Raw genomic sequence first — 17,389 nt, forward strand, 5'->3', positions numbered from 1 at the left:
GCCCCTCAAAACCCTTGTCAGACCGGGCCGTTGGCCGAATGACACCGCTGACGGGGGCACGCAGGGCGCACTAGCGTGGAGAACTCTCCGTACCGGCGCGCCTGGAGTCCCGGATGAGTACACACAGCACGTCCCGGCCCCTTAGCCCCATGCACCGCATCGACCTCCCCGAACCCGGACCGCCCCGCCCCGCCACCCTCGCCACCGGTACCCCGGTGTGGCTGGTGACCCGTTACGCCGACGTACGCCAGGTGCTCATGGACCCCCGGTTCAACAGGAGTTCCCTGCACGCCGAGGACGCCCCGCCGCTGCTCGTCGTACCGAACCTGCTGGACGACCCGAACGGGCTCCTCAACCAGGACGGCGAGGCCCACCAACGGCTGCGCGGCACCGTCCAGCGGGCGTTCACGCCCCGGGCGATCGCCCGCTGGCACCCCTGGGTGGCCTCGGTGGTGGAGACTCTCCTCGACGACTTCGCCGCACAGGACCGTCCCGCGGACATCATCGAGGGCTTCACCCGCCCGCTGCCCGTCTCCGTCATCTCCCGCCTGATGGGGCTCGACCACGTGGACCGCGAGCGCATCCGCCACTGGGCGGACCACGCGCTCTCCGGCGGCGCGCACACCCGGGAGCAGGTCGTCGAGGCCATGCACGAGTTCGGCGCCTTCGCAGCCGATCTGGTCGCCCAGCGGCGCAAGGCCCCCGGCGACGACCTGGTGAGCGGCCTGGTGGCGGCGGGCGACAGCCTGGACATCGACGAACGGCAACTGGTCACGCTGGTGTGCGGACTGGTGGTCGCAGGCCACGAGACCACCATGACGGCCCTCGGCAACATCGTCGTCTACCTCCTCACCGACCGCCAGGAGGCCTGGCCCGGGCTCGCCGAGGACGAGGAGACGGCGGCGGTCGCGGCCGAACAACTGCTGCGAGCGGTCCCGCTCAGCGAGGGGCGGCTGCTGCCCGGCCTGATCCGCCGCGCCGTCGAGGACACCGAGGTCGGCGGCGTGACGATCCCGGCGGGCAGCGTGGTCGCCGTCCAGACCAACGCCGCCAGCCGCGACCCCGACGTGTTCCCGCCCGGCCCGCCCGACCTGTTCACCCCACTGCCCGCCCCCGGCGTCATCTTCGGCGCCGGCCCCCACCACTGCCTCGGCGCCTGGCTCGCCCGCCTGGAACTCGGCCTCGCCCTGCACCGCCTCGCGGCCCGCTTCCCCGGTCTGCGCCCCGAGTTCACCACCACGACGATCGAGTGGAGGGAAGGCCAGATGACACGAAGCCCGAGCCGGCTGCCGGTGTCGTGGTGAAGGCGCCCTGAGGGGACCGGGTCAGAATCCGATGGCCTGCCGGAGAAGCAGCACGGTGCCGCGCCCCGGGCGGGGCTCCGCGTTGAGGATCAGCAGGCGGTTGACCGCGCTGGGCATCCCGTACACCGCCCGGGCGCGGGCGTCCTCAAGCGGGAGGGCGTGCTCCTCCACGCGGCGCAGCGCTGTGCTCAGGTCGGGCACCACCTTCTGTGCGCCGACGATCCAGACCGCGTGGCCGGCGCCACCCGCGTTGGCGGGGATCTGGCTGCCGCTGCCCGAGGCGAGAACGAGCGAGCCGGTCTCGGTGAGCGCGGCGACACTGTTGACGACGAAATCGGGAGCGGCGACGAGCCTGCGGATCTCGTCGGCGCCGGTGGCACGGTCGATGCCCAAAACGCGCGGCCTGATGGCGTCGTAGCGGCCACCGGCGTTGATGTCCTCGTCGATGCCGGACAGCCGCAGGGTCTCGCTGGCTCCGGTGAGCACGCGGGCGCCCTCGGGGACCAGATCCTTGATGCGGACACGCGCGGCCACCGCGTCGTCGAGGATCTCGGCGGCGAACCCGTTGGCTCGCAGCGCGGCTGCTGCCCGCTCCAGTTGTTCGGGTGACGCCGGGTCGGCGAAGGACGGGGCCGCAGCCGGGGTGGCCGCGGTGCCTGCCGGATCCGTACCGGTGCGCGGCGCCGTGCCCGCCAGCGGGGAAGTGTCGAGGTACCTGACCTCGTACACCCGCTCGGCGAACTTCCAGCCCTCTTCAGTGCGCCGGTAACGGTCGTGGTAGACGGCGTAGTTCAGGCCCTGGCGTCCGTCGAGGGCGCGCGCGAGTTCCTGGATGTAGGCGCGTCCGGTCGCGGTGTCGCCGTCGAGCCGGATCGTGCCGGGGTGTGTGTTCTGCACGAAGAAGTCCCACTGGCTCTGCAGCCGTTCACCCCCGGCAATGATCTCCTCGCGGCCCACCTGCTCGACAGGAATGTTGGGCATGCGCAGGATTCCGTCCGGTGTGAACAGTGACGCCAGACGGGGCCGGTCGCGCATCATCGCCGCGTCGGTGAACTCGCCGCGCAGCGCCTCGATCTCGACGCGGTCCGCGATGGCCTGGAAGTCGTTCATCGAAGTCTCCTCTGCATCGTGATGTCGTGCTCGCCGGTACGACAACGCAGCCCCCCGGAATGTGAGGCGGCGCATCGGCCTCACATTCCGGCGCGCTGTCCTGTCGTATCGGGTAGAGGCACAGCAGCGAGCGAGGGAGACGTCCGGACCATGACCACCAGAGCCGAGACCGGCGACGATCAGAGCGAACCGCGTATCGACGCGATCATGAGCGAGCGGCGCCGGCTGATCAACCTCGGCTATCGGCTCCTCGGGTCCCTGGCCGACGCCGAGGACGTCGTGCAGGAGACCTACGCCCGCTGGTACGCCATGTCCGCACAGGAGCAGCAGGCCATCGAGCAGCCCGGCGCCTGGCTGATGACGGTGGCCGGCCGCATCTGCCTGAACCTGCTCGGCTCGGCGCGGGCCAGGCGGGAGACGTACGTCGGCGACTGGATCCCGGAACCGCTGCCCGAGCCCACGGAGTGGATCACCGGGCGCTCAGGCACCGGCGGGACCGACCCGGCCGACCGGGTCACCCTCGACGAGTCGGTCACGATGGCCTTCCTGGTGGTTCTCGATGCGATGACCCCGGCCGAGCGCGTCGCGTTCGTCCTGCACGACGTCTTCCGTTACCCCTTCGGCGAGGTCGCCGAGATCGTCGGCCGCACTCCCGCAGCCTGCCGCCAACTCGCCGCGTCGGCCCGCCGTCGCGTCCGGACCGCGCAGTCTCCGGCGAGCCCGAGCGCCGGGCAGGCCGCCATCGTCAGGCGGTTCAGAACGGCGTGGGAGGCCAAGGACATCGACTCCCTGATCGGCCTGCTCGACCCCGACGCCACCGCGACCGCCGACGGCGGCGGGCTGGCCGTCACCCATCTGCAGCCGATCGTGGGAGGCGAGCAGATCGCACACGCCTACGCCGAGATCGCGCGGGTGGCGGGCCACCGCACGACGTTCGTGGAGTGCACGGTCAACGGCCTGCCCGGGCTGGTGGCGCGGCAGGACGGCACCATCGCGACCGTGTTCGCGTTCGAGATCGCGGGCGATCGGATCCGGCACATCTGGGCGGTGCGAAACCCCGAGAAGCTCCGTCCCTGGCGGAACAGTTGACGAGCGGGCCGATGAGCGGTCCGGAACACGGCAGCGTTCGGACCGCGGCAGACACCGATCCCCCCGCTCGAACAGGCCTCAGTGCGACCGCAGCTCCCGGTCACCCGACGGGCGCGACCACCACACGCCCTCGCCGTGCGTCAGGCCCGGCAGCCGTAGCTCGACCTCGCGCACCCGGCGGGCCGGCAGCTCGCCGGTGATCAGCCAGGACGACGAGCCGGCCGTGGTTCCGGTGAACTCCGCTCCGCGCGAGGCGAGTTCGGCGGTCACCGGAGCCAGCGCGTCGAGCGGCACCTCCGCCTCGAACGCGTGGAACGGCTCGTACAGACGGGTCCCCGACGCCTCCAGCGCGCGGCGCAGCACGATCGGGGTGAGGCCCCGGAAGTCTGCCGCCGTGCTGATCGGCGAGCAGTAGCCGGAGCGGATCAGCGTCACCCGGTAGTCCGTCACCGGCGCCCCGGACAGCCCGGTCGACATGCTCGTGTGCACCGTGTCCTCGATCGCCTGGTGGAAGGCGCGGGGGAGTGCGCCGAGTTCCGTCTCGTACAGGAACACCCCACCCGAGTCGCGCGGGCCGGGCTCCACGCGCAGCCCGATGGTCGCCCAGTACCGCGTGCCCAGGTGCCACGGCATCTCGGCGCAGGCTTCGCCCACCCCCCGTGGCCGCTCCAGGAACCGCACCCGGCCCGGCTCGAAGTCGGCCTCGACGCCGAAGTCCTGGGCGAGCGTCGCCGCGATCACCTCCATCTGGACCTCGCCGTAGAGGAGCAGCGCGGTGGCCCCCGCGGGCGCCGGCCCGGCGTGGATCAGCGGGTCCTGGTCGGCGAGGGCGAGGAGGGCCTCGCGCAGGCGCGCCGCCTGCTCGGGGCGGCGGGCACGGACCACGGTCTCCAGCGTCGGGGGCGCGAACTGCGGGGCGCGGTCCGTGAGTTCACCGAGCCGGTCACCCACCCGCACCCCGCCAAGACCTCCGATCGCCGCGATGTTCCCCGCGGTGAGCGGCCCGTCCCGGCCGATGACCTCAAGGCGGTTCACCCGTCCGAAGACCTCCGTGGTGCGGCCGTCGGCCTCGCGCCGCAGCAGGGTCAGACGCTGCCGCGGTGTCACCTCGCCGTCGTGGAGCCGAAGGTACGCCGTCCGCTCGCCGCCCGCGCCGGGGCGCACCGCGAACACCGTGCCGCGCGGGGCGGTGCCCTCGGCCGTGGGTGCCGGCGGGATCAGCCCGACCATTCCCGAGACGAGCTCGGTGACGCCCTGCCCGCCGAGGGCCGAGCCGAAGAAGACCGGGTGGAACGAGCCGTCGGCGGTCCGCGCCGCGAGTACCTTGCGGAGGTCGTCGGGCGTGGGCGCGGGACCGTCGACGACCGCCGCGAGGACCTCCGGGTCGACCTCGGCGAGGGCCTCGGCCAGCTGTGGATCCCCGGGCGGGCGTACGGTCACGCGGGCGTCGGCGGTGCCGATGCCCCTCACGTCCGTGAGCGGTGCGACGTACGGCGTCAGTCTGCGCCGGATGTCGGCCAGCAGGCCCGCGGACCGGGCGCCGGCACGGTCGATCTTGTTGACGAAGACGAGCGTGGGCAGCCGCAGCCGCCGCAGGGTCCTCATCAGCACCCTCGTCTGTGCCTGGACGCCCTCCACGGCGGACAGCAGCAGCACCGCCCCGTCCAGGACTTCCAGGGCGCGCTCGACCTCGGCGATGAAGTCGGAGTGCCCGGGGGTGTCGATGAGGTTGATCTGGGTGTCACCGACGGTGAACGCGGCGACAGCGGAGCGGATGGTGATGCCGCGCCGGCGCTCGATCTCCCCGTCGTCCGTACGGGTGTCACCGCCGTCGACGCTGCCGAGCCGGTCGATCGCTCCGTGGTCGAACAGCAGCCGCTCGGTGAGGCTGGTCTTACCGGCGTCGACGTGGGCGAGAATGCCGATGTTCAGGGTGTGCATGCGGGGTCGAGTCCTCGAAAACCGTGGGCCGATGGGGGCGCTGGTTGATTCCGAGGAGTCGGCGCATGGGATCTCCTGAGGTGAGGGACTCGGACCGGGACATCATGGCGTGCGGCCGGTGGCGCACCGCAACCGAATTTCCGCGGTCAGTAGCATGAGCCCGTCCCCCGGAATGATCACGCGAGGAGCGGATCGTGCGAGACATCTCCGTGTTCAGCGGCAGCGCCCACCCCGACCTGGCCGCGGAGGTCTGCGCGCATCTCGGTGTGCCGCTCAGCCCCACCCGGGTCAGCCGTTTCGCCAACGACTGTCTGGAGGTGCAGCTCCAGGCCAACTGCCGGGAGCGGGACGTCTTCCTGATCCAGCCGCTGGTCCGGCCGGTCCAGGAGCACCTCGTGGAACTGCTGCTGATGTGCGACGCGGCCCGCGGTGCGTCGGCGGCGCGGATCTCCGTCGTCATGCCGCACTATTCCTACGCCCGCTCCGACAAGAAGGACGCGCCCCGGATCTCCCTGGGCGGCCGGCTCGTCGCGGACCTGATGGTCGCGGCGGGCGCGAGCCGTGTCCTCGCCATGACGCTGCACTCGCCGCAGGTGCACGGCTTCTTCTCGGTACCCGTCGACCATCTGCACGCCCGGCGCGAACTGGCCGCACACTTCCGGCAGTACGACCTGTCCCGCACGACCGTCGTCTCGCCGGACCTCGGCAACGCCAAGGAGGCGGCCGCCTTCGCCCGGATGATCGGCGCCCAGGTCGCCGCCGGCGCCAAGCAGCGCTACGCGGACGACCGGGTCTCCATCAGCTCCGTGATCGGCGAGGTCACCGACCGGGACGTCATCGTCCTGGACGACGAGATCGCCAAGGGCAGTACCGTCCTCGAACTTCTCGACCGCTTGCGGGAGTTGGGGCCGAGGTCGATCCGTGTCGCCTGTACGCACGGACTGTTCGCGGCCGGGGCGCTCAAGCGGATCGGGGAGCAGCCCGACGTACTGGAGATCGTGTGCACCAACACCGTGCCGGTGCAGGAGGAGGAGCGCACCGAGAAGCTGCGGGTCCTGTCCATCGCCCCCGCCCTCGCCGAGGCCGTACGACGCATTCACAACGGGGAGTCCGTCAGCGCCCTGTTCGACGCGCCGCGAAGCGAATAGACATGAGGTAGCGAGCAACGCTCGGCATCACAGGGATGCTCAGGAGGGGTTGCAGTGGCGAAGGCGAAGTTCGAGCGGACCAAGCCGCACGTGAACATCGGCACGATCGGTCACATCGACCACGGCAAGACGACGCTCACGGCGGCCATCACCAAGGTGTTGCACGACAGGTTCCCCGACCTGAACCCGTTCACGCCGTTCGACCAGATCGACAAGGCGCCCGAGGAGCGGCAGCGCGGCATCACGATCTCGATCGCCCACGTCGAGTACCAGACCGAGCGCCGGCACTACGCGCACGTCGACTGCCCCGGTCACGCGGACTACATCAAGAACATGATCACGGGCGCGGCCCAGATGGACGGCGCGATCCTGGTCGTGGCGGCCACGGACGGCCCCATGCCGCAGACCAAGGAGCACGTGCTGCTGGCCCGGCAGGTGGGCGTGCCGTACATCGTCGTCGCCCTCAACAAGACCGACATGGTGGACGACGAGGAGATCCTGGAACTCGTCGAGCTGGAAGTGCGCGAGCTGCTCAGCGAGTACGAGTTCCCCGGCGACGACGTCCCGGTCGTCAAGGTCTCCGCCCTCAAGGCACTGGAGGGCGACCCGCAGTGGACCCAGTCCGTGCTGGACCTGCTCGACGCCGTCGACACGGCGGTCCCCGAGCCGCAGCGCGACGTGGACAAGCCGTTCCTCATGCCGATCGAGGACGTCTTCACCATCACCGGCCGCGGCACCGTCGTCACCGGCCGGATCGAGCGCGGTGTGCTGCACGTCAACAACGAGGTCGAGATCATCGGCATCCACGAGCAGAAGACGAAGACCACCGTCACCGGCATCGAGATGTTCCGCAAGCTGCTCGACGAGGGCCGGGCCGGGGAGAACGTCGGTCTGCTGCTGCGCGGCGTCAAGCGCGAGGACGTGGAGCGCGGGCAGGTCGTCATCAAGCCGGGCTCGGTCACCCCGCACACCGAGTTCGAGGGGCAGGCGTACATCCTGTCCAAGGACGAGGGCGGCCGGCACACGCCGTTCTTCGAGAACTACCGCCCGCAGTTCTACTTCCGCACCACGGACGTCACCGGTGTGGTGACCCTGCCCAAGGGCACCGAGATGGTCATGCCGGGCGACAACACCGGCATCCACGTCGTGCTGATCCAGCCGATCGCCATGGAGGAGGGCCTGAAGTTCGCCATCCGCGAGGGCGGCCGGACGGTCGGCGCGGGTCAGGTCACCAAGATCCTCAAGTAGGGAGCCTCACCACGATCCGGACGTGGCCTCGGGCTGACCGAGGGCCGCGTCCAGGGTCGGGTGTGGGGGCAGCAGCCGGGTCAGTCCGGTGACCCGCATGATGCGCAGGGTGAGCGGGTGCGTGCAGACGAGCCGCAGCTCGCCGTCCTGGTCGAGGACCCGGGCGCGGGCCCGGTAGAGCAGGCGTAACCCGGAGCAGTCGAAGAAGTCGACCGGCCCCAGGTCGATCACCAGGCGGACATCGGGGCGTGCCGTGACCCGGTCCAGAAAGGGGGCGATCTCCATGGCCGCGGCGATGTCGATCTCGCCGCGGAACTCCAGCACCGTATGGCCCCGGTCGTGGTGGACACGCAGATGCCGGGTCGGCGGTGCGGGCTCCTGGTGCACGACGACATCGCCTCCAACCTGCTCCGTCCGCTGCGGGCTTGCAGGTCACCGGGGGCCGGGGTGACATCGTGCAGCGAGCGTACGAGCGCAGAAGGTCCCCCGGGTCCCTGGTGAGCGCAAATCCGATTCTCCGCCCTGCAAGTTACCCTCGTTAGAGTGAATTTGAGCATGTTCGATTGACATATGTCTTCGAATTGCGATGAAGCGCTTCCATAGGGGGTGCGGCAGGGCTACGACAGTGCGTGCCAGGCCTTGGAGAGTGCCTGGCGCAGCTGCTCGGTCTGGTGCGCCGTGAGGTCCCGGACCATCCGCTCCTCCAGCTCCCGCACGGGTGCCGCGAACTGCTCCAGCAGCTCCCGGCCGGCATCCGTCAGCAGGATCAACAGCTCGCGCCGGTTGCGCGGATTGCGCTCCCGCCGCACCAGCCCGCGGCTCTCCAGGGACCGTACGACATCGGCGATGGACTGGGCGGTGACGAACGAGTCGCGGGCGAGCTGTGCCGCCGACAGTCCGTCGTGCCGCTCCAGGACGGTGAGCGCGGTGTACTGCAGCGCGGTGATCCCGGACGGCTTGACCAGCTCGTCCAGGTGCGAGCGCACCACAAGCTCCACCTGCTTCACCATGTAGAGCAGGGACGGGGACGTCTTGGTCGCCTGGGTGTCGAGCATGAGTTCAGCCTAGAGCATTGACAGGAAACCTGTCTGTAATGAGACTGCGAACCAACAGGAATCCTGTTAGTTGAAAACTTGGCAATGAGGCTGAGGAGTGGTGATGACCGCCTTCGAGATCGAACCCGGACGGCTGTTTGTCGGGGGCCAGTGGCGCGAGGCCGCCGACGGAGCGCGCACCGAGGTGGTCGACCCGTCCCGGGGCGCGGTCGTCACCACCGTCGCGGAGGCGGGCGCCGCCGACGTGGACGCGGCCGTGCGCGCCGCCCGGGAGGCCTTCGACAGCGGCACCTGGTCCGGGCTGAGCGGCCGCGAGCGCGGCCGGATCCTGCACCGCGTCGCCGAGCTGATCCGCGAGAACGCCGACGAACTGGCCCGCCTGGAGAGCCTGGACGTCGGCAAGCCCATCTCGCTGTGCCACGCCGTCGACATCACCAACGCGGCCAACGACTACGAGCACTTCGCCGCCCTCGCCCACTCCCTGGACGGTGCCGTCCGCGACACCCCCATGAACGCCCTCGCCTACACCAAGCGCGAGCCGATCGGCGTGGTCGCCGCGATCACCCCCTTCAACTTCCCGCTGATCCTCGCCGGCTCGAAGATCGGCCCCGCGCTCGCCGCCGGCAACACCGTGGTGCACAAGCCGGCCGACGAGACCCCGCTGAGCGCCCTGTACATGGCCAAGCTGCTCCAGCAGGCGGGCGTCCCGGACGGCGTCGTCAACGTGGTCACCGGCACCGGACCGGTCGCCGGCGAGGCGCTGCTGCGCCACCGCGGAGTCGACAAGGTCGCCTTCACCGGCTCCACCGCCATCGGCCGCCACGTGGCTGCCACCGCAGGTGAGGCCCTCAAGCCCGTCACCATGGAACTCGGCGGCAACGCCGCCCACATCGTCTTCGAGGACGCCGACCTGGAGAAGGCCGTCGGCGCGATCATCAAGGCGTTCGTCTTCAACACCGGCCAGTTCTGCATGGGCGGCCCGCGCCTGCTCGTCTCCCGCCCGGTGTACGCCACCGTGCTCGGCATCCTCGCCGACGCCGTGCCCGGCGTACCGGTCGGTGACCCGCGCAACCCCGAGACCGTCGTCGGACCGATGGCGGGGGAGAAGCACCTGAAGAAGGTCGAGGAATACGTCGACATCGCCCGCAAGGAGGGCGGCCGCATCGTCTGCGGCGGCGAGCGGCTCGACCTCGACGGCGGCTACTACTACAAGCCCACCGTCATCGCCGATCTGTCCAACGACTCCCGTGTCGTCCAGGAGGAGATCTTCGGCCCGGTCCTGACCGTGCAGCCCTTCGACACCGAGGACGAGGCGATCGAGCTCGCCAACTCCACCCCGTACGGCCTGGCTTCCGGAATCCAGACCAGCAACCTCGCCCGCGCCCACCGCATCGCCGACCGCCTCCAGGCCGGCATCGTCTGGATCAACGACTGGGCCATGCTCGACCCCGCGGTGCCCTTCGGCGGAGTCAAGGACTCCGGTTTCGGCCGCGAGTACGGGCCCGAGGCCCTTGCCGCCTACACCAAGGTGAAGTCCGTCGTCGTCTCGCTCGACTGAGCCCGGCCGAACAGCCCGAACACGCCCGAAGATCAAGGGAGTTCGTACGATGTCCATCACCACCCGCGCCGCTGTCGTCGAGTCCGGCGGTGCGCCCTTCGCGCTCGCCGATGTCGAGCTGGACGAGCCCGGGCCCCACGAGGCGCTCGTCCGCATGGTGGCCACCGGCCTGTGCCACACCGACCTCGGCGTCGCGAGCGGCGGCCTGCCCTTCCCACTGCCGGGTGTGCTCGGTCACGAGGGCGCCGGTGTCGTCGAGGCCGTCGGACCGGCCGTCACCGGCATCGCCCCCGGCGACCACGTCGTGCTGTCCTTCACCTCCTGCGGCGAGTGCCGCAACTGCCACGGCGGCCACCCCGCGTACTGCGCGACCTGGCTGCCGCTGAACCTGATCGGCGGCCGCCGCGCCGACGGCACCAGCACCATCAGCCGGGACGGCATCCCGCTCGGCGGCCACTTCTTCGGCCAGTCCTCCTTCGCCGAGCGGGCGCTGGTGGACGAACGCAGCCTCGTCAAGGTCGACGCGGACGTACCACTGGAGTCGATCGCACCGCTCGGGTGCGGTGTGCAGACCGGAGTGGGCGCCGTCTGGAACGTGCTGAAACCGGTGACGGGCAGCACGATCGTCGTCCTCGGCGCCGGGGCCGTCGGCCTGTCCGCCGTGATGGCCGCCGCGCTGACCCCCGCCACCCGGATCGTCGCCGTCGACAGGGTCGGCGAACGCCTCTTGCTCGCCAAGGAGCTGGGCGCCACCCACACCGTCAACGTCGGTGAGGCCGACCTCGGCGAGGCACTCGCGGAGATCACCGGCGGCCGGGGTGCGGACGGTGTCGTCGAGACCACCGGCAGCGTCGCCGTGCTGCGCCAGGGCGTCGACGCGCTCGCCGCGCGCGGCACGCTGGTCGTCGTGGGAGCGCCGCCCTTCGGCAGCGAGGTGGCCCTGGACGTCAACGGGCTGCTCGGCGGCAAGCAGGTCGTCGGGCTCACCCTGGGCGACGCCGAGACGCAGTCGTTCATCCCCTCCCTGGTCCAGCTGGTGAAGGAGGGACGGCTTCCGCTGCACCGCCTGATCAGCACGTATCCGTTCGCGGACATCGACCAGGCGGTGCGGGACATGGGCGCGGGCAAGGCGATCAAGCCCGTGCTGACGTTCTGACTCAGTCGACCGTCAGGACCAGCTTCCCCGTGGTCCGGCCGGTGTCGCCGAGCCTGTGGGCCTCGGCGGCGTCGGCCAGCGGGAAGGTACCGGCGATCGCGGGGCGCAACTTCCCCGCCTCCACCAGCTCCGCGATCGCCTTGAGGCCGCTGTGCGACGCGTCCACCAGCATGCGCAGCGCCCGCACGCCCAGCCGCTCGGCCTCCTCGTCGAAGTCCTTCGAACCGACGGGCAGGATCGAGACGACGATCCCGCCGGGGCGCAGCACGCGCAGCGAGTTCGTCGAGGTGTCCCCGCCGATCGTGTCCAGGACGACGTCCACGTCCTTGACGGCCTCGGTGAAGTCCGTCTCCCGGTAGTCGATCGCCTCGTCCACACCGATCCCGCGCAGGAAGTCGTGCTTGCCCGCGCTCGCCGTGCCGATCACATGGGCGCCCAGCGCCTTGGCGATCTGCACGGCCACATGCCCGACCCCGCCCGCCGCCGCATGGATCAGCACCCGCTGACCTTGCTGGACGTCGGCGTACTCCACCAGGGCCTGCCAGGCGGTCAGGGAGACCAGCGGCAGTGCCCCCGCCTGTGTGTGGTCGATCGAGGCCGGCTTGTGCGCGAACCAGCGTGCCGGGCCGGTGACGTACTCGGCGTGCGAGCCGTGGCCGAACGGGTAGGACAGCATGCCGAAGACCTCGTCGCCGGGCTTGAACCGGGCGACGCCGATCCCGACCGCTTCGACGACCCCGGAGACGTCCCAGCCCAGGACGAAGGGCGGCTCGCCCAGGAAACCGCCGTTCGCGCGGTGCTTCCAGTCGGTCGGGTTGAGGCCGGCGGCGCGCACGCGGACCAGCACCTCGTTGGTGCGCGGCTCGGGGCGCGGCAACCGCACTTCCTTGAGGACCTCGGGACCGCCGAGGACGTCCTGGCTGATGGCTCGCATCGTGTTCACATCGCTCATGGTCACCCAGCCTGCCGGGGTCCGCCCGGCAAGAAAATGGCACGATTGCCAACCTTCGATAAGATCGTGCCATGACGGGTGAGCAGCGGGTGGAACGGGTCGTGGTGCTGGCCCTGGACGGCGTGTACCCCTTCGAGCTGGGTATCCCCAGCCGGATCCTCGGCGCCGCCGACGGCCGGTACGAAGTGCTGACCTGCAGCGTCGACGGCCAACCGGTGCGCACCTGCGCCGACTTCACCATCGGTGTGGAGCACGGTCCCGAGATCCTGACCACGGCCGACACCGTGGTGGTCGCCTCCATGACCCCCGCGCGCATCCCCACCGAGCTGCCCGCGGAGCTCGCCGCCGCCCTCGCCCGCATCCGGCCCGAGGCCCGGATCGTCTCCATCTGCACGGCCGCCTTCGTCCTCGCGGCGGCGGGCCTGCTCGACGGCCGGAGGGCCACCACGCACTGGCAGGTCACCGACGCGTTCCGGCGGCTGTACCCGCAGGTGGACCTCGACCCGGACGTCCTCTTCGTCGCCGACGGCCGCATCCTCACCTCGGCGGGCGCCGCCTCCGGCGTGGACGTCTGCCTGCACATCGTGCGCACCGACCACGGCAGCGAGCTGGCCAACGCCGTCGCCCGCCGCTGCGTCGTGCCGCCCTTCCGGGACGGCGGCCAGGCCCAGTACATCGAGCAGCCGGTCCCCCAGAGCGGTGCCGCGAGCACGGCCGCCACCCGTGCCTGGGCCCTGGAACGACTCGACGAGCCGCTCACCCTGTCCGACCTCGCCGCGCACGCCCGGATGAGCCTGCGCACCTTCGCCCGCCGCTTCAACGAGGAGGTCGGCCTCAGTCCCGGCCGCTGGATCGTCCAGCAGCGCATCGCCCGCGCCCGGCACCTGCTGGAGTCCAGCGACCTGCCCGTCGACCAGATCGCCGGACGCGTCGGCTTCGCGACCGGCGCGTCCCTGCGTCAGCACCTGCACGCCGCGATCGGCGTCTCTCCGCAGGCCTACCGGCGCACTTTCCAGACGGCCACCCGCTAGACGCGAACGTTCCCCGCCACCGCCGCGTCGCAGGACCGTAGGCCGGCGAGCGGAACAAAGGGGTGGGGGATGCGCGCACGAGTGGTGGCGACGACGGTGCTGGTCGCCTCGGCGGCGGTGGCGTGCGGCAGTGAGAAGGCCCGGGATCTCGTGGTCGACGGCACGGTTCCCGAGGCGCCCTACAGCGGGCCGCTGCACGTGCCCGTGCAGCACGTCGACGAGGACGGCGTTCGTGCTGTGCGGATCGCGTCGGGTGCCGCGGGCCGGGCATTGGAGTGCGACGGGCAGATGTACTCCGGCGGCGGCAGCGACCCGTGGAGCAAGGGTGACGGCGGCAGGACACCGGAGGACGGGCTCAGGGCGTACTTCGAGATCGAGCAGCCCGGCGTCCCCCGCTACGGCTACCGGGTCGAGCGCGAGGAGAAGGACCGCGTCCTGTACTCCTTCGACGTGGGCGGCAGGACCAAGGTGGCCGTGGTCGTCGCCAAGGACCAGAGGAACCGGCCCGGTTGGGGCCCGGAGACCAGCGCCTCCTGCGACCCGTCCGAACTCCCGGCGAGCTTCACCGACCGGCAGTGGTACGAGATCTGGACCGACCGGCACGGCAGACGGCTGCCGGTCACCGAGGTGAACAGCAGCGTCGGCCCGGCCCACTGCGACTGGCGGAAGGCGCACTTCCTGTCGCTGGGGGAGGGCCGGAAAAGCAGGCTGTACGCCCGCGATCCCGACGGAGTCCTCCCCGACGGCATGCTCACCTCCCCCTACGACGGGGACGTGCGCATGCCCGCCGACGCCCACGACAGCGGATACCGCTTCCACGACCGGCAGTTGTGGCTGACCGGCGATCCCGGCAAGGTCTACGTCCGCACGCCCGACGGCATCGAGGCCTGGCCGCTGGTGAAGGGGGGCATGGGCTGCGCGTGAGCCGCCGTCACCGGCTCGCGTGCAGGGCCACCAGCAACTGCCAGACCTCGTCGGCGATGTGGGCCGCGTCACCTTCAAGAAGGCCGTGCAGCCAGTCGGCCAGGACGCCCGCGAAGGTGGCGGCCACGGCCGACGCGACCAGCGGTGCGTCCGCGGCGCCCGCCCGTTCGCGCTCGCGGAGGCTGTAGGCGCGCAGGTCCCGGTGCAGCACCCGGCCGAGGGGGCCGCCGCCGCCCGGGGTCAGGAGTTCGCGGTACAGGCCGGCGTGCGGGGAGAGGGAGGCGAAGAACTCGGCGAGCGCGGGCGGCGCGTGCACCGGGTCCGGGCGGCCCTGCCACGAGTGCAGCGCCTCCACGGCCTCCCTTACGACATCCGCGCAGGCGTCGACCGCCAGCGCCTCCAGACCGTCGTAGTGGACGTAGAAGGTGGCCCGTCCGACACCGGCCCGCCGTACCAGCGCCGCCACCCCCACCTCCGCGAGGGGCCGCTCGGCGCACTCCGCGAGCAGCGCCTCCCGCAGCCGCGCCCGGGTACGCGCCGCCCGCGGGTCGTGAGGCGGGCGGCGGGTCACTGCGCGATCAGGACGGCGGCCAGGGCGAGCGCGCCGGGCAGTGCCTGGGCGAACAGGATGCGGCGGTTGGCCGTCACGGCGCCGTACACGCCCGCGATGACGACGCAGCACAGGAAGAACACCTGGGCGCGGAAGCCGGTCGGGTCCGCCGCGATCAGGCCCCAGACCAGACCGGCCGCGAGGAAGCCGTTGTAGAGGCCCTGGTTGGCGGCCATCGGCGCGGTCGCCCGCGCCATCTCCCGGTCGAAGCCGTGCAGCGCCCGCCCGGGCTTCTTCTGCCACAGGAACATCTCCATCACCAGGATGTAGGCATGCAGGGCGGCCACCAGACCGACCAGTACGTTCGCGAGCGTCTCCATTGCAGGGCTCCGTCATTCTTGTTTCGATTTCCTGGACAGGTGTCCACTATAGCGGGACAGGTGTCCAGGAAGTGTCACTGTCAGTGCCCGCCGATAGCCTGCGCACATGACTGATCGACAGGTGATCGTGCGACGCGCCCGCGCCGAGGACATACCGGGCCTCGTCGCCTCCAGCGCCGGGTTGTTCGCCGAGGACGGCGGCACCCGGGACAGCAGCGTGAATGTCGACTGGCCGCGCGAGCACGGCGCGCAGTCGTTCGCCGCGGCCCTGGAGGACCCGGCACGCCTCGTCCTCGCCGTGGAGCACGACGGACAGGTCGTCGGACACCTGATGGGATCCGTCACCGGGCCCACGGAGAAGCGGACCGTCACCTCCGCGACCCTGGTCAGCATCTACGTCCGCCCCGAGCACCGGCGTGCCCGAGCCGGGGACCGGCTGGTGGAGGAGTTCCTGGACTGGGCCCGGCGGCAGGGCGCCGAGCACGCCGAGGTGACCGCCTACGTGGCGAACGCGGAGGCCATCCGGTTCTACGAGCGGGGCGGCTTCGCCGCCATGACGGTCACCCTGCGCCAGCCCCTGTAGCGCCGCGGCGCAGCTCCAGGGCGCGCAGGGCCAGCTGCATCTCGAACTGGGCCGCGGGGTCGTGCAGTTGGGAGCCGAACAGCTCGTCCAGCTGGCGCATGCGGTAGCGCACCGTCTGGGGGTGCACGGCCAGCCGGACGGCGACCTCGCTGGCATTGTGCCCGCACAGCAGCCAGCTGAGCAGGGTCTCCGCCAGGCGTTCGCGCTGCGGTGGCCGCACCTGCTCCAGCGGGCGCAGCCGGTGCTCGGACATGGCGTCGATCAGAGCGTCGTCGCGCAGGAGCAGCAGCGTGGCCAAGTGGTCCTGGCAGCGCACCATTTCGCCGTCCGCGAGCACGCCACGCTGCACCAGGTCCAGCGCCTCGGACGCCCAGCGCAGCGATCGCGCCCCCTCCTGCAGGGCCACCGTGGGGCCCATCGCGGCCCGCCGTCCGTGCAGCGCCCCGGCCACCGCGCGCGCCCGACCGGGTCCCTCCGGGTCCGGCACGACCAGCACGGCCGGCTGGACGTCGAAACGGGCGAGGAACTCGGGCGCCACGATCGGCTGCCCGGCCGCCTGCGGTCGATGGTCGATCGCCACCACCGCGAGCGCACGCGGCACCGGCCAGCGTGCGCTCTGCGCGAGGTCCGCGATGGCCTCCGCGGAGGCGGGCGGATCCGCGGTGAGCAGGTCGAGCAGCCGGGTGCGGCGCTGCTGCAGCTCGCCGGCCGCGTGCAGCCGTGCCTCCGTGTAGCCCGCGGTCGTCGCCGCCGCCATCTCGTCCAGATGCAGAAACAGCGCCTCGCCGAAGGCCGCCAGCACATTGCGCGGCAGCAGATCGGCGTCGACCAGCGCGTTCACCCGCCGCCACGTCACCCGTGCGCCCAGGCGCAGTGCCGACTGGAACGAGTCGAGGCTGCGCCCCTCCTCGGCCTCCCCACGGCCGATGCGCTGATACGTCGCCTTCACCGGCTCCCAGTCCGTGTCCGGCTTCGCCATCCGCTCAAGGAAACCCTGCAGCGCATGGTCCACGCCGCGGTGCACCCCCTGCATGTACGTGTCGTCGGCGGGGCGCGCGTACTCGGGGATCTCGGTCCTGATCGCCCGTACGACCTCCTCGGTGATGTCGGCGAAGAAGGGTCTGAGGTGGTGGTGCAGGCCCGTCGGCAACGCGTTGAACGGACCGCGCGGCTCCTCCACCGGCACAGCGGCTCTCTTCGGCACGGCCGCGACGATACCCGCCAGTAATCCATCAGGGCTTATCAGCGGCGGACAGTCATGGACATGTGTGTTGTCACCGTCTGACAAGTTCGCGGGTCTGTAAAGGGATTTGTCGATGTGTGGGCTGCTGGCTGAGAGTGATGGAACCCTCACTTCCGC

The 17,389-nt window shown here is 71.2% G+C and carries 17 protein-coding genes; 9 read left to right on the top strand and 8 right to left on the bottom strand.

The window, feature by feature from the left end; genetic code table 11:
- Positions 1-113 precede the first annotated feature (113 nt).
- Positions 114-1,304, top strand: a complete 1,191-nt coding sequence (locus ACWC1K_RS16570) for a cytochrome P450 (RefSeq protein WP_450831964.1) — start codon at positions 114-116, stop codon at positions 1,302-1,304.
- Positions 1,305-1,325: 21 nt separating this feature from the next.
- Here ACWC1K_RS16570 and ACWC1K_RS16575 read toward each other — a convergent pair whose 3' ends face one another.
- Positions 1,326-2,414 (bottom strand): nuclear transport factor 2 family protein, encoded by a 1,089-nt coding sequence (locus ACWC1K_RS16575; protein WP_450831966.1) that lies wholly within the window; start codon positions 2,412-2,414, stop codon positions 1,326-1,328.
- Between the two features lie 150 nt (positions 2,415-2,564).
- On the opposite strand from ACWC1K_RS16575, the gene sigJ reads away from it, so the two are divergent.
- Positions 2,565-3,503, top strand: a complete 939-nt coding sequence (gene sigJ, locus ACWC1K_RS16580; protein WP_450831967.1) for an RNA polymerase sigma factor SigJ — start codon at positions 2,565-2,567, stop codon at positions 3,501-3,503.
- Between the two features lie 78 nt (positions 3,504-3,581).
- Here the strand turns inward: sigJ and otr(A) are convergent, their stop codons facing one another.
- Complete coding sequence (gene otr(A) / locus ACWC1K_RS16585) at positions 3,582-5,444, bottom strand: tetracycline resistance ribosomal protection protein Otr(A) (protein ID WP_450831969.1); 1,863 nt, start codon at positions 5,442-5,444, stop codon at positions 3,582-3,584.
- A gap of 194 nt (positions 5,445-5,638) precedes the next feature.
- Here otr(A) and ACWC1K_RS16590 point away from each other — a divergent pair, with 194 nt between their 5' ends.
- Entirely contained in the window at positions 5,639-6,592 is a 954-nt protein-coding gene (locus ACWC1K_RS16590) for a ribose-phosphate diphosphokinase (protein ID WP_450831970.1), read from the top strand.
- Positions 6,593-6,646: 54 nt separating this feature from the next.
- Complete coding sequence (gene tuf, locus ACWC1K_RS16595; protein ID WP_450831972.1) at positions 6,647-7,840, top strand: elongation factor Tu; 1,194 nt, start codon at positions 6,647-6,649, stop codon at positions 7,838-7,840.
- Between the two features lie 6 nt (positions 7,841-7,846).
- Here the strand turns inward: tuf and ACWC1K_RS16600 are convergent, their stop codons facing one another.
- Both ACWC1K_RS16600 and ACWC1K_RS16605 read right to left on the bottom strand, forming a co-directional pair.
- A complete protein-coding gene (locus ACWC1K_RS16600) occupies positions 7,847-8,227 on the bottom strand; it encodes an anti-sigma factor antagonist (RefSeq protein ID WP_450831974.1) in 381 nt (126 codons plus the stop codon).
- Positions 8,228-8,457: 230 nt separating this feature from the next.
- Positions 8,458-8,895, bottom strand: a complete 438-nt coding sequence (locus tag ACWC1K_RS16605) for a MarR family winged helix-turn-helix transcriptional regulator (RefSeq protein WP_450831976.1) — start codon at positions 8,893-8,895, stop codon at positions 8,458-8,460.
- Positions 8,896-8,998: 103 nt separating this feature from the next.
- Here ACWC1K_RS16605 and ACWC1K_RS16610 point away from each other — a divergent pair, with 103 nt between their 5' ends.
- Positions 8,999-10,453 (top strand): aldehyde dehydrogenase family protein, encoded by a 1,455-nt coding sequence (locus ACWC1K_RS16610; protein WP_450831977.1) that lies wholly within the window; start codon positions 8,999-9,001, stop codon positions 10,451-10,453.
- Between the two features lie 49 nt (positions 10,454-10,502).
- Positions 10,503-11,609 (top strand): NAD(P)-dependent alcohol dehydrogenase, encoded by a 1,107-nt coding sequence (locus ACWC1K_RS16615; protein WP_450831979.1) that lies wholly within the window; start codon positions 10,503-10,505, stop codon positions 11,607-11,609.
- Position 11,610: 1 nt separating this feature from the next.
- On the opposite strand, the gene ACWC1K_RS16620 is transcribed toward ACWC1K_RS16615, so the two are convergent.
- Positions 11,611-12,561: an NADP-dependent oxidoreductase gene (locus tag ACWC1K_RS16620; RefSeq protein ID WP_450831981.1), complete on the bottom strand. Its 951-nt coding sequence runs from the start codon at positions 12,559-12,561 to the stop codon at positions 11,611-11,613.
- 71 nt (positions 12,562-12,632) lie between these two features.
- Between ACWC1K_RS16620 and ACWC1K_RS16625 the strand changes: the two genes are divergently transcribed.
- Together ACWC1K_RS16625 and ACWC1K_RS16630 are read left to right on the top strand one after the other, a co-directional pair.
- Positions 12,633-13,592, top strand: coding sequence for a GlxA family transcriptional regulator (locus tag ACWC1K_RS16625; protein WP_450831982.1), 960 nt, complete (start codon positions 12,633-12,635; stop codon positions 13,590-13,592).
- Between the two features lie 69 nt (positions 13,593-13,661).
- Complete coding sequence (locus ACWC1K_RS16630) at positions 13,662-14,516, top strand: hypothetical protein (RefSeq protein WP_450831984.1); 855 nt, start codon at positions 13,662-13,664, stop codon at positions 14,514-14,516.
- Positions 14,517-14,523: 7 nt separating this feature from the next.
- Here the strand turns inward: ACWC1K_RS16630 and ACWC1K_RS16635 are convergent, their stop codons facing one another.
- Positions 14,524-15,087: a TetR/AcrR family transcriptional regulator gene (locus ACWC1K_RS16635; RefSeq protein ID WP_450831986.1), complete on the bottom strand. Its 564-nt coding sequence runs from the start codon at positions 15,085-15,087 to the stop codon at positions 14,524-14,526.
- Entirely contained in the window at positions 15,084-15,446 is a 363-nt protein-coding gene (locus ACWC1K_RS16640) for a DUF1304 domain-containing protein (RefSeq protein ID WP_450831988.1), read from the bottom strand. Before ACWC1K_RS16640 ends, ACWC1K_RS16635 begins: the two co-directional genes overlap by 4 nt.
- 106 nt (positions 15,447-15,552) lie before the next feature.
- Between ACWC1K_RS16640 and ACWC1K_RS16645 the strand changes: the two genes are divergently transcribed.
- Positions 15,553-16,029: an N-acetyltransferase family protein gene (locus ACWC1K_RS16645; RefSeq protein WP_450831989.1), complete on the top strand. Its 477-nt coding sequence runs from the start codon at positions 15,553-15,555 to the stop codon at positions 16,027-16,029.
- Here ACWC1K_RS16645 and ACWC1K_RS16650 read toward each other — a convergent pair.
- Positions 16,007-17,233: a PucR family transcriptional regulator gene (locus tag ACWC1K_RS16650; RefSeq protein WP_450831990.1), complete on the bottom strand. Its 1,227-nt coding sequence runs from the start codon at positions 17,231-17,233 to the stop codon at positions 16,007-16,009. The genes ACWC1K_RS16645 and ACWC1K_RS16650 overlap by 23 nt on opposite strands.
- Positions 17,234-17,389 lie beyond the last annotated feature (156 nt).

Source organism: Streptomyces sp. NPDC001492 (assembly GCF_053597275.1).

What these genes read in the sequence shown, in the direction of transcription:
- ACWC1K_RS16640 (WP_450831988.1), bottom strand. Translation starts at nt 15,446, where the DNA reads ATGGAGACGCTCGCGAACGTACTGGTCGGTCTGGTGGCCGCCCTGCAT.
- ACWC1K_RS16620 (WP_450831981.1), bottom strand. Translation starts at nt 12,561, where the DNA reads ATGAGCGATGTGAACACGATGCGAGCCATCAGCCAGGACGTCCTCGGC.
- ACWC1K_RS16605 (WP_450831976.1), bottom strand. Translation starts at nt 8,895, where the DNA reads ATGCTCGACACCCAGGCGACCAAGACGTCCCCGTCCCTGCTCTACATG.
- sigJ (WP_450831967.1), top strand. Translation starts at nt 2,565, where the DNA reads ATGACCACCAGAGCCGAGACCGGCGACGATCAGAGCGAACCGCGTATC.
- ACWC1K_RS16645 (WP_450831989.1), top strand. Translation starts at nt 15,553, where the DNA reads ATGACTGATCGACAGGTGATCGTGCGACGCGCCCGCGCCGAGGACATA.
- ACWC1K_RS16630 (WP_450831984.1), top strand. Translation starts at nt 13,662, where the DNA reads ATGCGCGCACGAGTGGTGGCGACGACGGTGCTGGTCGCCTCGGCGGCG.
- ACWC1K_RS16575 (WP_450831966.1), bottom strand. Translation starts at nt 2,414, where the DNA reads ATGAACGACTTCCAGGCCATCGCGGACCGCGTCGAGATCGAGGCGCTG.
- ACWC1K_RS16615 (WP_450831979.1), top strand. Translation starts at nt 10,503, where the DNA reads ATGTCCATCACCACCCGCGCCGCTGTCGTCGAGTCCGGCGGTGCGCCC.
- ACWC1K_RS16610 (WP_450831977.1), top strand. Translation starts at nt 8,999, where the DNA reads ATGACCGCCTTCGAGATCGAACCCGGACGGCTGTTTGTCGGGGGCCAG.
- ACWC1K_RS16625 (WP_450831982.1), top strand. Translation starts at nt 12,633, where the DNA reads ATGACGGGTGAGCAGCGGGTGGAACGGGTCGTGGTGCTGGCCCTGGAC.
- ACWC1K_RS16570 (WP_450831964.1), top strand. Translation starts at nt 114, where the DNA reads ATGAGTACACACAGCACGTCCCGGCCCCTTAGCCCCATGCACCGCATC.